Genomic DNA, 14,190 nt, shown 5'->3' with positions numbered 1-14,190 from the left:
TTGCGGCCTCACATGAGGAACCACTCGTCAAGCTGTGGTTCTGAGCTGCTGAGTGGCCGGTTTCTGAATGACGCCCCGCCGGATACGGGGCGTCATATCGAAGTTGTTCAGTCGCCGTTGCGACGGTTCGGTCGTGACCAGATGAGGCTGTAGCCCTGACCGTCCTCACCCTCGACTAGGTTGGCGTAGATCGGGGCGGTGAAGCTGGGATCGTCGAGCTTGAGACCCAGGTAGTTGCGGCCCTCATTGGACTGCTTGGACCAGGCGGCACCGATCTCGATACGGCCGATAAAGACCCGGTGGCTGGGGGCGTTTTCGCCGCTGGAGCGCGTATCGGGAACGATACGGACCTTCTTGGCCTGAAGGGAGAGGGTGACGATCTCGCCGTTGAACTCGTTGTCGCTGGACTGCTGGAAGTTACCGATGGTAGCCATTGTCGTTCTCCTGACTGGTTGCCGAAGCCGCCCTGTGCGGCCTCGATAGCGGTCGTGCGGCGACGATCGGGCCGACTGCATCCTGTGGACCGCAGCGTCAGCGGAGGACGGCGGCAGCCGAGCTTGTTGTCCCGCGAGGAATGCGGCAAAGCCGCAGGGGAAGAAGGTCGGCGAAGCCGTTGCAGGCAGAGGCCCGATCGGCGCCAGACCAGCCAGAAGAGAGGCCGTATAGGGCGGATTTCAGCATCAGTCTCACCGAGAACGATGCTGGCCATCGGCCCTTCAGCCATGCATTTGGCACAAGCAGCGCGATCCCAGCCGCCACGTGAACCTGAGGTCTGAGCCCATTCCTGATCCGCGCGTTTGCACGTATCAACCTCACATCCGGTCGGCGCTCGAGCAGCTGCACCATAATCCCGCCTGCGGCGGCAAGGGCTCAGGAGGACGAGACCAGTCTCGATGACGGCGTCAAAGCCATGCCGCAATGCGGTCGTCCACCCTGGTTCCGGCGGGCTGATCAGGCCCTGGCCGAACTGGAATGCGGTCAGATCGTCATGGTCTGACAAACGCTCCTTCGATCACCACGCCGGCGCGGACGTATTTCCACAGGGCCACCACGAGCTTGCGGGCCAATGCGGTGATCATGACCTTCTTGAAGCGTCCGCCATTCTGGGCGACTCGCTCGTTGAACCAGCGGCTGAGCGCCGAGGCGGGCTGGTGCCGCAACCAGAGCCACGCCATTTCCAGCAGCGTCGATCGCAGGCGCGGATTCCCGGACTTTCCGATCCCCTGTTCCCGGTCGATCGACCCGCTTTGCCATGGCGTCGGCGCAAGGCCGGCATAGGCCGCCACCTGCCGGCGATTGTCGAAGCACCGGAACAAGCCTTCACCCCACAGCACGGCCGCAAACTCCGGTCCGATGCCGACGACTTTCGATAACATAACCGCCTCTCGAGACGATTGGCGTTCTTCGGCGAGCATGGCGTCCCGTTCCGCCTCGACTGCCTTGATCTGATCGAGCAGCAGTTCCATCCGGTCGAGCTCGCGCACAACCTGGCGCTTCCCCCGTCGCCAGTGCGCAGTGTCTCCAGCGGATCGCGACGATCACGCCGTAGAGGATCGTAGCCGGAGATGCCCTGTGAGAAGAGAAGACCCTTGATCCGGTTGCTGTGCCGGATACGTTCCTCCATCAACACCTTGCGTTCCCGTACGATGCGGCGGCGATCCTCCTCATCGGGGGTTGGCACGCGTAGCATGGAGCAGACCCGCGGTTCGCCACGCCCAAACGCCAGCAGCGCCCGGATAAGCGTTTCCCCGTCAAGCCGATCCGTCTTGACCCGCCGCTTACGCCGCGATGTTGCAATCGACGCCGCATCGACGACATGGCTTTCATGGCCTTCCGCCTCTAGAACCCGGTGGACCCAGAAGCCGTCGAGCCCAGCCTCCTGGATGATGATGAACGGATAATCCCGTCCAGTTCGGTCACGAGCCTTGCGCTTCAGTTGACCAAGGCGGTCGAGGAGCCCGGCAATATCCCCGCCGGGGATGGTATGGCGCGATAGCCTCTCGCCAGCTCCCGGCGAGATCGAGGTGACTAGCCAGGTCTTCTTGCTCAACTCTACCGATATGAAGATCGCCTCAAGTTCTTTGCGCACTCCATTTTCTTGTATACCGCCTTGCGTCATCTTCTTGCTCCTTTCCACAACGGCCAAACAATACCCGCTGCATCAGAGCAGGTCGCCGCCATTACTCATAGGATCTCGATGGCGATCCACAGGCCGAAGGCGACCGACGCCGCACCCGCTTGCGGGCCGCAGCGCCAGCGTAGGATGGCGCGAGACCGACTTTGTTGTTTCGCGAGGAATGGGCGCAGCCCAGGGGAAGAAAGTAGTAATCGCGCCGTTGCGGCATAGGCGGTCGAGGCGCAGCCGGCCTTCGGCCAGATCAGCCCCTTGAGAGGCCGTTTGGAGCGGTCGACTGTCAGAAACAGATCAACGGAGAGCGTGGCGCATTCATCCCGACTTCAATGATCTTTGGCCGGAGCTTAAACGGGCGGCGATGCCCTCGTCCCGCAGCCTTTTGGAATTTTCGGAAGCTGCGCCATCGTCGCACTCGGAACATGATGCCCGACGTGTGACGCCGACCTGGTCCAAACGCTCCAATAAGGCGAGGACATGATCGGACCGAGCTGCTCATGCGTGCCAACTCACCTGCCGAGGACGAACGCCACAACGGGAGAGGCGACTGCCAGTTCCCGACGGCACAGTGGTGTTTAACGACGCCATAGGTGACTTGATGCTCGGCAATCATCACCGCGAGGAGGGACCGCTCAGCAATGTGGACGCCAGTGCTATTATAGCTGCCTATCAGGCTTCTCGAGATGATCTTGCGGAGGCCTTAGGACTGCGGACAGATTCCACGGGCCATTCGCCTCTTGCCGGTCTCGCAGGAGGGTATGGCCTGATGGCAAGAGGCTCTTGTGGAGCGCTGCGGTACGGCCCAGTCGGCGTTCAACCTGATCGCGAGCTATTGCCTAATTGGGTTGTGCGGTTGGTCCACGCTCGTGATCCCGAGGGAGAGATATGTGCGCATTCAACGCATCAGTATCCCGGTGCGCGACTACCGCATCGTCTGCAAAGCGGCCGGAGATAGGCGGCGGCGGTCACCCGCCGCCGAACTGCCAGACTGGGATGCCGAGCTTACGGGCTTTGTCAGCGAGGTTGCGTTGGATACCGCTGCCGGGGAACAGCATCACGCCGATTGGCAGAACGTCGAGCATCTGGTCATTGCGTTTAAAGGGGGCGGCACGGCCGTGTTTGGTCCAGTCGGGCGCAAAACCGATCTGCGGCACATTGCGATGGTCCGCCCAGAGGGAGGCGATCTTTTCGGCGCCCTTCGGCGATTTGCCGTGCATGAGCACCATATCGGGGTGCTTGGCGTGGACCTGGTCGAGCTTGGCCCAAATCAGGCCATGATCATTGAAGTCGAGTCCGCCGGTGAAGGCGATCTTCGGCCCTGGTGGTAGCAGAACCTGCGTTTCAGCCCGCTTTTTCGCAGCGAGGAAATCCCGACTATCGATCATTGCAGATGTCACCGCCTTGTGGTTGGTCATCGACCCACTGCGCGGTTTCCAGCTTGATCCGGTGTGGTGCTCGTAGTGCTCGGCAGCCTCATCGCGCATCAGTTCGAAGACATCGCGGCGCTCGACCAGCGTCCGCCCCTCGGCGGTCAGGCGTTCCAGCTCGACGGATTTCACTTCGCTGCCGTCCTGTTCGCGCTGGCTGCGGCGCTGCGCCTGCTCGTTGTCATCGAGCTCGCGTTCGATGCGGCCGCTGGCACGGTGAAAGATGTTGACTGCTGACCACAGCAAATCATTGAGGTCGGGCTCGAGTCGGGTGTCGGCGAGCGCCACTACCAGCGTCGTAAAGATGTCGCTGATTGCGCCGGCGACGACGTCGGCTTCCGGCAGAGGCCGAGGATCCGGCTCATCTGCAAAGGGACGGTAGCCATAGAGCTGGAGTTCGGTAAGAACCTGGTGCATCGGGGATGACGCCTGGGCGGGCTCGAAGTCGGGATCGCGGTCGCTCATTGTATTCTCCTTCGCCGGATATGACCGCGACCTTCGCGGCCTTCTGGCGACGAAAGCCGGCGGGCGCGACGACCTGCACCCGAAGCGAAGCGCGGGCCGAAGCGGCAGCGAAGGATGACGAAAGGCCGGCTATTTTGTTTCGCGCTGCAAAGCCCAAAGGGCGGCGGAAAATAGCCGGCCGCAGGCATTGTCGGTCGGAGCCGTTTGCCGGCCGATCGCCCTCTCGAAGGCCGGGTCGCGTTCCTCGCCGGCGCCAAGGGGGAGCCAAGCCCGCGAGCCACGTTGGTGCGATTTCGCCAATGCGATCCTGCGTCCTATGCCGCGTTCGACATCAAGCGGCCAACGTCGTCGGGCGCGACCTGCATCCGGATTGCCGTCCGCAGGGCCTCGAGGCCGAGATTGCGGAGATCGTCGTTGAAGTCGCTTCGCTGTGGCGACAGCATAATCGTGTCGATGCCGGCAGTGCGCGCCCGCGCAGTGAGCGTGTTGCATGCCCAGTCCCCGGCCGGATCATTGTCGCGGGCGATATACAATCTGCGGAGCCTCGGCGGGAATAAGACAGCGGCTAGATGGGCAGCGGAAAGTGCCGCCAGCATCGGCATGTCAAGAAGGACCGAACGGAGCGACAAGACGGTCTCGATCCCTTCGCCGGCTGCCATGACGTCGTCACCTATGCCCAACCGCACCGCATTGCCGAGAAGGGCGCCCATTGCCCGTCGCGGGGTGTCGATCGGGGCCTTACCGCGGCCACTGGGGTCGAGCCACGTCCTGTGCGCTCCAGTGATCTGGCCGTTGAGATCGGTGACAGCGGCGATCATCGCGGGCCAGGCTTCGGGCGGGCTGTGCTTGTCAGGCCGATAATAGCAGCGGGGGTGGGACCGCTGGCGTTCTGTTTCCTGCAAATGCGCAATGCCGCGTTCACGCAAATACGCTTCGACGATTGTGCCCAAAATCGGCTTCGACCTGCCGAGGAGGCGGCGGGCTGCTTCGAGCGATCCGGTCGGCATTCGTGCCAGCCGCTGGCGGGACTGAGGCTCAGGCTCGTAAGGCTGCATTCTGAGGAAGGCCCGCGCCTCGTTAACGATGTCCGTGAAGTCGACGAGGCCGCAGCTCTCACGGATGAGGTCGAGAAGGTCGCCGTGCTCGCCGGTGGCGGCGTCAGGGCTGATAAGAAAGCCAGGCACGCGCCAGAAGCAGGCCCAGACCTGCGTGGGCAGCAACCGCCGGCCACAACAGTTTTCCGACCTGGGCACCTTCGACACCGAGATACGCGAGATAGATTGCGGCCAGGACGTTGTAGGTCAGCATGGCTGCGAGCGCTGCATTCCTGCCTGGCTCCTGCCGGCCAACCCAGCTACCCGCGGCCAGAGCGAGCAGCGCGATACCGGCTAGGCGGCCGACGCTCAGCCCCGTACCGGACAGACCGTTACCGAGTAGCAAGAAGCCAACCGTACTCGGCGCGACAACCAAGGCAGCGCCCGTGGCTGCCTCGATGAATGCGGCGACTGCAAGCAACAATGCGACCGGCATAGCGATCCCCGTTTTTTCTTTCCGGATGCTCGATGCCGACTGCTGCCTCTACAATCCCGGCGTGTACCAGATCGGCGAGGTATAAGCACGCTCGGTGGTGGTCATCCTCGTCCCTTCGGGCATGGTGATCCCGTAGTATTTGGCGTCGTAGGCGGTCCAGCGCGGCGTCGGAATCTCGATCACCCTGCCGTAGTAGAAAGCCCTTTGCGCCGGGTCGAACTCGGGGTCGGTCCAGACCGCGATCAGTTCCGGACCGCCAATCGTATTGGTCCAGGTCGCGTTCGCAACGTCGACCGTATCTCCGACCGACGGCACTTTTCCATCAGCGCCAGGCGTGCGATCACCCGACCATGCTACGTCGTAGACCATCTCGTGCACCTCGCCTGCTGCGTCGAGCCAGCCCTTGACGATCTGGTAGCGGTCAAGGTTCGCGCCGATTGGATCCTTCAGAGCCGCGACCAGGAATGTCGGTGCCTTGCCGGCAGGTGCGTTGGTCAGATCTCCGCCCATCGGCACGCCCTTGGTGTAGCCCGCGATTGCTGGGCTGCGGCTATCGGCGTCCGCGGCGACGAAATCGAAACCGCCGAAGAAGCGGACCAGCATGCGCGGCCCTGTGGTGGCGTAGGTTTCGCGCCGCTTCATGGCATCGAAGATCGAGGCGCGGGTGTTCTCCTGGGCCCACACCGCTGCATAGCCGGAGGCGGTCGTCTCCCAACCCATGATCTTGAGCCCGAGCTTGGGGTTCGTCATGAAAGGATGCATGGCACGCTCGGGGCTCGGTTCGGACGTCGAGATCTTGCCAAAGAAATTATCGTCGTCGGCGGTGGCAAGGCCTGTATGGGCGTCGGTGCTTCCGACCAAGCCAAACTTGTAGGGATTGACGCCAAGCTCGGCTTCCAGTTTCAGCCCGTTCTTGAGCGCCGAGCGCGTGTACTCGAACTCCAGCATCTCCGGCTTCTTCGCCTCGCTGAGGTCGAGGTTGCCCTTCTCCCACTTCTCGAAATTGGCGAACTCGTCGTTGGGTGAGAGCGTCGGATGGCTCTCACCGTCGCCCTTCATCTGGGTAGTTTCGTAGAGCACTTCCCAGCGGGCGCGCTGCTCGGCATATTCCCGTTCTATTTCCTTGCCGGTGAACGACTCGACCAGCGGAAACATCGTCCCGTTGCTGAGGTTGCCGTTATGGGCGATGGCAAGAGCACTGCCGCCCGTCCTGTCTTCATAGTTGTGCAGCCACTTCCAGAGATCGCGCGGGTTGTTGCTGCCGAGTGGCGGCTGCGTCGTGTAGGGCTCAATGAGACCGGCCTTTTCGCCACCGTCGCGGAAGATGACGTTGCGATGCAGGTTGTTGCCCTTTTCGAGAGACGTCCACTCGTAGCCTATGAAAGCGGTGAACTGTCCCGGATCGTTGGCCTCCTCGGCCGCCGCGATGATGCCCTGCCATGTCGATCGGTAGGCCGGGTTGCCTGGCTGGTAAATGATATCCGGCGGGAACTTTCCCTGCGAAAAGGTCACGACAATGTCCCACGCGGCCTCGGCGGCCTTACCTGACTGCATCATGTCGTACCACTCGCGGGCTTGTGCATTCTGCAGAATTTCAGGTTTTCCGGCCAGGAAATCGCCGAAGAATCCCATATTGTCGGAATGATCCGCTACGACCAGGAAGTCGAGTGGACGCGACAGCCTCGCCGGCTGCCCGGTCGAGGAAATGACTTCCTCCCCTTTGGCGAAACGATAAGCCTCTCGTGGGCCTAGCCGAGCCCCGGCTGCCCCGGCGTCGAAGGAGAGCGTCGTGTGCAAATGCGTGTCGCCAAACAGCGGACGCCTCGGAAAATTGCGTTCGGCGTAGGGCGAGTATGGCCTGGCCTTGAAGGCCTTCTCTGCTTCCTCGACACTGTAGGTGCCGGCATCCTGCGCAAGCGCCGCCGTACCGATAGAGGCGGCTAGCAAGCCAAGGCACGTCGTTTCGAGCAATTTCCTAATCATGGTCTCTCTCCCTATGGAACGAAGTCTTTTGATGGTCAGGAGTGCACCCGAGTTCGGCGGGCGTGGTGTCTGCCGGAAATGACTGCTGCGCCGCCAGACCGGTCTGCCCAGCCGATGCAGTGAACAGCGAAGCGTCCGGCGGTTGCTGAATATCGGCATGGCCGTCGGACCCGCCGACCTGCCCGAACGTGAGGACGAATTCAGCAATCTGCGGCTCGGTCCCGTAGAGTCGCACCGTGCCCCGCTCAACGGCATCGCCGAAGCTTAGCCGTCGCGCGGCGATCTCGCCTAAGACCGCTTCGCCTGAGACAAGCACCAGATCGCCAGGCTCGGCGCCGGAAACATGGACCTTCGCGTGCAGGCTATCGGCACTCCGCTCGAAGCGAGTCCAGAGCATCGGCTCGACCAGGACCAGGGAGATCGGTTGCGATTGAGTGGGAGACGCGGTGCGGAGCATTTCGCCGAACCGATCCAGGGCAATCTTCGTCGCGCGATATCTGCGTCCGAACAAATCCACTCCGACCTGATCGAAGTGCGGTAGGGGCAGCCGGCGAGCCGCGACCTCCCTCGATATCGCGCCGATCACGTGGAGCGAATCCGGATAGGTCCAATTCAGGAAGCCGCGGCTAACCGACTGAGGATCGTGATAGCCACACGCAAACGCTTCATGTGCAGGCGCAGTGGCCATCAACCCCGCTGCCACGGCCACGCCCAGAACACCTGCCCTTCTCGGATTCGTCAGTGCTTTCATCGCTATCCGCCCACTCGCAGCATCGCGTCGATGCGTTCGACGCCCCAGAATGCCGCCATTGTGCCGATCCCATATGCAGATGCGATGACGGCCTGCCGTGGGATCGTGAAGAACCGCTTGGCCACGGCGACGATTGTAAGAATCGCCGTTATGAACATGAGTTGGCCGAGTTCGACACCGACGTTGAAGGAGAACAGCGCAAGCGGGATGTCGCCGCGCGGCAGGCCGAGATCGACAAGTGCGCCGGCGAAACCGAACCCATGCAGAAGCCCGAACACGAAAGCCACGACCCAGGGCCAGCTGATGGTCAGGCTGGTCTGGCCGCGCTCCATCCGGACGATTTCCGTGCCGACAAGCACGATGCTGAACGCGATCATCACCTCGACCGGTGCAGAGGGCAGCGTCGCCCAGCCGAGCGTTGCGAACGTGAGCGTTATCGAATGCGCCACCGTGAAGGCGGTGACGGTTTTCACCAGCATGCGCCAATCCCGCACGATCAGCATCAGAGAGGCGACGAACAGCAGATGGTCGAAGCCGAGAAGGATATGCTCGATGCCGCTTGAGACATAGGTTTTCGCCACGGTCCAGCTGCTTTGCGAGGCCGGGATCGTCGCGCCGGGCGCTCCCGGCGTGAGCTTCTCCAGCCAGACGTAACCATCGAGGAATTCGATGCGCACCAGCGCATCGGTCATCGTGTTTTGGAGGCCGTCGATCGATATCGCCTGGCCCTCCAACGGTTCGACGGCGCGTACTTCCCAAGTCTGCAGCATCGCGTCGCCGGTCGGCCGCGAGACGACCGGCGTGAGCTTCACCACATTGCCCGAAAATGCCGCGGACAAGGCCAGCCGCGCGTCGCCCTGCATGGGCGTCTTCAGCAACACGCTGAACACGCCCGGCGTTTCTTCGCGGACATCGAGATAGGCCGGCCGGACTTCATGGGCCGCGGCACCGACAAGCGATGCAGCGGCTGCGCAGAAGGCAACCAGAAGACGCAGGAGGAACCGGTGCGGCGTCATCGCATCAACACATCTGCCGCCGGCAACGGCTCGAGCTGCGCCTTCACGCTATCGTCCAACTCCACACCGTATTTCCCGCGCAGTCGGGCAAGGTAGTCGGCGCTCACCTTCTGTTCGCTCTCGCGCCGCCACTCTGCGATCACCTCGTCACGCACCGCCTCGAACGCCGGCTTTCGGACAGGGTCCCTTGCGCTCACGAAAACGAGATGCGTGCCGTATCCCGACTTTAGCGGCCCAACCCATTTGCCGAGCTGCGACGTCAGCAGCGCATCGGCGAACTCATCTCCGAAGGCGTTGGCGATGGCCTGTCTGTCAACCTGCCTCATCTCTGCTTCTAGCAGGAACCGGTCTCCGAGTTCCGCCCCATCGTCGCCGGCGTTGGCGCTCAGCCCGGCAAGGACCAGCCCGGCATCCTCAGCCGCATCCTTGCGGGTTTCCGGATTGAAATAGATTTGGGTGAACGACACCCGAGGGCTGTCCTCGAAACGCGCCGCATTGGCCTCGAAATACTGGCGCAGCTCTGCGTCTGTCGGCTCGGCCAGCCGCGACGTATCCTCGACGAGGAATTTCAGCTTCTGGGCCAGCCGGCGGCGGACGATCGTATCGTCTTCACCGAGGCCCATCGTCTGCGCCTCGCGGGCAAGCAGTTCTTCGTTGACGAGATCGTTTACCAGCCCCTGAAGCTCATTGGCATCCGGCGGCCTCAGCCATTGGCTGGAATAGGTTTGCCTCAGCCATTGAATCTGGCCAGCGCTTATCCGTACCGGCTCTACGCCGTCCGATGCGGGCCTGCTCCCATTCAGCCAGGCATAGGCGGAAAACAACACCACGCCCGCAATTACAAAATGAACTAACGGCTCTCGAAGCAGCTTCATCCAACAACCGTATGCCCCAAACCTCTGCACGTAAACGGGCAGAGTGCTTAGCGGCCCGCCTCGGCTAAATGTCCGCTTGGGTTAAAAAAGTCGCCGTTCGAGGTTCGCTTCCTAAGCGTCGGCTTCGGGGTCATTGCTTCCCTTCAAATTATCCGACGGAAGGGTCACGGCCGTGAATTGACCCGACGCAAGCGAGCTTCCGCTTCTCGGGTCGAATCCGGTGTTCCGTCGCGGGTACCAAAAGTGATTTCTACCACTAGAAGGTCGGCGCGGCTTTGTCCGGCATGGGCCTCGCCGGATCGACCAGACGGTCCAAAACCGCCATCTGTCACACTGTCCTGGCCGTTCCCTGACGCATGACGCGAACGACATCCTGGGGCGCGAGTTGGATGCGCAATGCCGCCCGGAGCGCGCGGAGGCCGAATGCACGCAGGTCCTCGTTGAAGTCGCCCATCCGTGGAGACAGGGCAAGCGCCTCAATGCCTGCTGCTTCGGCGCGTTCGGTCAATGCCGCGAGCGCCGTGTCGCCTGCGGCGTCGGCGTCGCGGGCGATGTAGAGCCGACGCAGCGCCGGCGGGAGCAGAAGGGCGGCAAGGTGGTTGGCCGAGAGCGCGGCCGCCATCGGCATGGCAGGCAGCACACAGCGCAGCGACAGCATCGTCTCGATGCCTTCGCCGACCGCCATGACCTCGCGCGGCGCACCGAAGCGGACGGCATGGCCGAGGAGACCACCCATGGCGCGGCGCGGCGTGTCGACCGGCGCCTTGCCGGAACCGTCGCGGGCAAGCCAGGTACGATGCGCTCCAGTGATCGTCCCTTCGAGATCGGTGACAGCGGCGACCATCGCCGGCCAGGTCTCGGTCGGGCCGTCGCCCTCAAGTCGATAGTAGCAGCGCGGATGGAATCGAAGACTACCCGTGCCGCGCAAGTTCCTGATGCCGCGGTTGCGCAAATAGGTGGCGACCAGCGTGCCGCTGATCGATCGCGACATGGCGAAGAGGCGCTGCGCCGCTTCGGGCGATCCGGCGGGAACAGGTGTGCGAACAGATGTCGGGGCCCGGCGGAGTTCGGGCTGCGGCAGGCTCAGAAAGCGCCGCGCCTCATCGGCGACATCGCGGAAATCGACGAGCCCGCAGCTCTCGCGGATGACGTCGAGGAGATCGCCATATTCGGCTGAGGCGGCATCAGTCCAATGCCCGGCTGCACGGGGACCGGAGTCCGGCCCGCTGAGCCGGACGAACATCGACCGGCCGGGCGTGTTGCGCACATCGCCCACCGTCCAGTAGCGGCCTCGGCGTCGACCATTGGACAGGTAGTGCCGGCATACCGCCTCGGCGTGGCGAGCCAGGCGGCGAGCCAGTTCGGAAGCGTCGCGGGGCATCACGAGACCTCCCGCGCGCAGACATTATGTTGCGTAGACGCCGTCGATCGCCTGTAGGGCAGCACCCAATCGCGTTTGCGCAACATGACCCTCGGCGCAACATATTCGGTCCATTTGCCGGCCGCGCCTTTGCCGGATTCCGGCCCCGTCAGCCGGACAAACATCGAGCGGCCAGGCGTGTTTCGGGCATCACCGACCAGCCAATAGCCGCCCTCGCGGTGCCCAGCTGAGAGATAGTAGCGGCAGACGGCTTCGGCCCTGCGACCGAGACGTTGCGCAAGATCCGTTGCGGTTTTCATAGCGACCTCCCCAGACGAAGAAGGGGCCTGCCATTGCCGGCGGGCCCTCGGGTGGACGCATTGACCCTTCGGCTATTCGATGGCGATCGCATGGGTGTCGATCTCGGGCTCATCTTCGAGCTGCGGCTCGGCGTCCGCCATAACCGTTTCGCCGCCGAGTTCCGCCGTTTCTGCGAACTCGCGATTGCGAGCCGCTCGGCTCGGTCGTTTTCCGGGACTGCCCCGATCGTGCGGACGAACGGGTACAGCGGCTCCGGCAAGCGGCCCAAGCCAGCAGGCGTTCGCCTGGAGATGACGAGCTGGTTGAAGGAACTGTCGCACCACGACGACAAGATCATTTTCTTGGCAGCTGTAGCCATTGGAATGTGCTCCGCGACGGGCGGCCGAAAGCCTCTCTCTCGGCCTCCACACCATCACGAAGCTGCGGCCCATCTCTCACTCTGAGAGACGAGCCGCAGAACCGAACGCCCGACAGGACGTCGAGCCGGGAAATCTGCGAATCCGGCTCAGGCGATCAGGTCGAGCAGTTTCTTCGCCCGGGCCTCCAGGCCGAGCCGCACGTCCTGGTGCGTCTTATCGCGCGCCACCGCAGTGATGCCTTGGACGAAGTCGAAGACGCTCTCGGGCTTGCGGCCGTCCTCGGCGAGCACCGTCTCGATGATCTTCGTGGTCTCGGCTTTGCTAAAGCCCCGCTTGCGGAGGAAGTCGGTACGGTCTTCATCCGAGCGGGCAACGATCCGGGCGCGAGCCGCCTTGATGCCGTTGACGAAGGGTGCTGGGCTGGAATCCGCGAACCGCGCGAGCGCCGGCGCGGCCTCGTAAGCGAAGCGTGAGGCAGCATATTTTGAGTGCCGGATCGTGATCTCCTCGAAATCCTCCACGCCCCAGAGGTTGCGGTTTTGACATACGGCGCGAAGATAGAAGGATGCTATGCCGAGCGTCTTGGCGCCCACCTCCGAGTTCCAGCAGTAGAAGCCGCGGAAGAAGAGGTCAGGCGAGCCATCGGGCAGTCGCCCCGCCTCGATGGGATTAAGATCATCAACCAGGAAGAGGAATACATCTCGGTCGCTGGCGTAGAGGGTGGTCGTGTCCTTCGTCACGCCGGCGCGGGGGTTGTAGATGCCGGATGACCAGTCCAGCACTCCCGGCACCTTCCAGCGTGTGTCGCCGGTGCCGTCACCGGCGATGCGCTGAACTGCAGCGACCAGCTCGTGGTCAAAGATGCGGCCATAGTCCGGGCCTGTGACGGCGCGGAGTTCGACGCGGCCGTCATCGGTCTCAAGCGTTTTGATCTGCTCGGTCCGGTGCGAGGCTAAGCCATATTGCAGGTTGATACCCGCAAGTGCAGCGGGGAGCTGACGAAGGTAGGAAGCCGGCGCGCCGACCAAGCCCGTGAGTTGTCCAAAGCTCCAATGGGTTGGCGAGACCGGTTCGGCCGCACCTGGCAATATGAGGGACAGGCGTACGGCATTATCGCGGCTGGCTTCGACGCGGACCGCCGCGCTCTCGACGGTTCGTGTCCGACTGCGTTCGCTGCGGCTGTTCACGGAATCGAACAACTCCGACAAGGACAGGAAGCGCTCGTCATCGGGCCGGAAAAACCATTCTGACGACACGCGCCCGATCCGCTGGCCCCGACCGACATCCACCTTGTAGCCGCCGTTTGCATCGCGAGTGGCGTCCAGAACTTCAACATTGCGCATGGCTAATCTCCATGACGGACCGCCGAGAGCCTCTCTCTCGACCTTCAACCCGTCACGGCGAAAGCCGCAGCCCTCTCACTTTTATGGGGCATTGCGGGGTGGAGCGTCCGCTGAAGGGTCAACCAGGCCTTGGTCCAGGCGCGGGCAAAAAGGCAGTTTTGACGAAATTGCCAAATGTCCACGTGGCTGAAGGTTCACGCGACAATCCGGGACGTGGCGGCAGAGTCCCCACTAAGCGCAGCGACGCACCTCTGCCTTTGGGAAGATCTCAAAGCGCACCGACGAGTCGAACCCAGAAGCGATGTTTGCAACAGGAACGGCGAACTTTCCGACTAGCAGGTCAATGGGACATCTTTGCTGCAGGATCTCCCAATGCCGCTTTTCGTAGCCCCAGGTTTGGGCATATCTGATGCAGCGGGCGTCCAGAACGGCGAGACAAAGATGGAAACGTTGCGCCCAAATGGCGATTGCCTGAGGGCTCCGCATTGAAAATCCCAGAGCAATTCGACAATGCCACACCTCTGCGCATCGAGACTGCTGCGCAAATTGCGTTTCCCGACGGCTCGATAGGCGCAGCTGGTTTGCGCAAGGAACGTGATGCCGGTCGACTTGAAACGGAGTTAATCGCC

At 62.7% G+C, this 14,190-nt stretch carries 12 protein-coding genes and 1 pseudogene; 1 reads left to right on the top strand and 12 read right to left on the bottom strand.

Translation table 11 applies throughout. The features are described 5' to 3' along the window. Positions 1–107 precede the first annotated feature (107 nt). The 11 genes and pseudogenes from NMG80_RS26145 to NMG80_RS26095 all read right to left on the bottom strand — a co-directional run bounded on the left by NMG80_RS26145 (position 108) and on the right by NMG80_RS26095 (position 11,858). Positions 108–434 carry a DUF736 domain-containing protein gene (locus tag NMG80_RS26145; protein ID WP_254020782.1) on the bottom strand — a complete coding sequence of 109 codons (327 nt, stop codon included), beginning with the start codon at positions 432–434 and terminating at the stop codon, positions 108–110. 552 nt (positions 435–986) lie between these two features. Continuing rightward, positions 987–2,119: pseudogene (locus tag NMG80_RS26140) on the bottom strand (IS110 family RNA-guided transposase). Positions 2,120–3,096: 977 nt separating this feature from the next. Further along, positions 3,097–4,023: a DUF2493 domain-containing protein gene (locus NMG80_RS26135; RefSeq protein WP_254020781.1), complete on the bottom strand. Its 927-nt coding sequence runs from the start codon at positions 4,021–4,023 to the stop codon at positions 3,097–3,099. Between the two features lie 314 nt (positions 4,024–4,337). Next, entirely contained in the window at positions 4,338–5,207 is an 870-nt protein-coding gene (locus tag NMG80_RS26130; RefSeq protein WP_254020780.1) for a DUF7146 domain-containing protein, read from the bottom strand. After that, positions 5,182–5,553 carry a hypothetical protein gene (locus NMG80_RS26125; protein WP_254020779.1) on the bottom strand — a complete coding sequence of 124 codons (372 nt, stop codon included), beginning with the start codon at positions 5,551–5,553 and terminating at the stop codon, positions 5,182–5,184. The genes NMG80_RS26130 and NMG80_RS26125 overlap by 26 nt, the downstream gene beginning before the upstream one ends. Before the next feature lie 48 nt (positions 5,554–5,601). Continuing rightward, positions 5,602–7,536, bottom strand: coding sequence for a DUF3604 domain-containing protein (locus NMG80_RS26120; RefSeq protein ID WP_254020778.1), 1,935 nt, complete (start codon positions 7,534–7,536; stop codon positions 5,602–5,604). Next, on the bottom strand, positions 7,529–8,287 hold the full coding sequence (locus NMG80_RS26115; RefSeq protein WP_254020777.1) for a hypothetical protein: 759 nt from the start codon (positions 8,285–8,287) through the stop codon (positions 7,529–7,531). Before NMG80_RS26115 ends, NMG80_RS26120 begins: the two co-directional genes overlap by 8 nt. 2 nt (positions 8,288–8,289) lie before the next feature. Then, a complete protein-coding gene (locus tag NMG80_RS26110; protein ID WP_254020776.1) occupies positions 8,290–9,303 on the bottom strand; it encodes a HupE/UreJ family protein in 1,014 nt (337 codons plus the stop codon). Beyond that, complete coding sequence (locus NMG80_RS26105) at positions 9,300–10,178, bottom strand: peptidyl-prolyl cis-trans isomerase (RefSeq protein WP_254020775.1); 879 nt, start codon at positions 10,176–10,178, stop codon at positions 9,300–9,302. The genes NMG80_RS26110 and NMG80_RS26105 overlap by 4 nt, the downstream gene beginning before the upstream one ends. A gap of 328 nt (positions 10,179–10,506) precedes the next feature. Further along, positions 10,507–11,559 carry a DUF7146 domain-containing protein gene (locus NMG80_RS26100; RefSeq protein WP_254020774.1) on the bottom strand — a complete coding sequence of 351 codons (1,053 nt, stop codon included), beginning with the start codon at positions 11,557–11,559 and terminating at the stop codon, positions 10,507–10,509. Next, positions 11,559–11,858: a hypothetical protein gene (locus NMG80_RS26095; RefSeq protein WP_436798683.1), complete on the bottom strand. Its 300-nt coding sequence runs from the start codon at positions 11,856–11,858 to the stop codon at positions 11,559–11,561. Before NMG80_RS26095 ends, NMG80_RS26100 begins: the two co-directional genes overlap by 1 nt. Positions 11,859–11,948: 90 nt before the next feature. Between NMG80_RS26095 and NMG80_RS26090 the strand changes: the two genes are divergently transcribed. Beyond that, positions 11,949–12,302 (top strand): hypothetical protein, encoded by a 354-nt coding sequence (locus tag NMG80_RS26090; protein ID WP_254020773.1) that lies wholly within the window; start codon positions 11,949–11,951, stop codon positions 12,300–12,302. Between the two features lie 62 nt (positions 12,303–12,364). On the opposite strand, the gene NMG80_RS26085 is transcribed toward NMG80_RS26090, so the two are convergent. Beyond that, positions 12,365–13,561 carry a DUF932 domain-containing protein gene (locus NMG80_RS26085; RefSeq protein ID WP_254020772.1) on the bottom strand — a complete coding sequence of 399 codons (1,197 nt, stop codon included), beginning with the start codon at positions 13,559–13,561 and terminating at the stop codon, positions 12,365–12,367. Between the last annotated feature and the right edge of the window lie 629 nt (positions 13,562–14,190).

The sequence above is a fragment of the Mesorhizobium escarrei genome, from assembly GCF_935825525.1.
In the GTDB taxonomy this organism is placed as follows: domain Bacteria; phylum Pseudomonadota; class Alphaproteobacteria; order Rhizobiales; family Rhizobiaceae; genus Mesorhizobium; species Mesorhizobium escarrei.
This window is presented reverse-complemented; position numbering and strand designations above follow the sequence as displayed.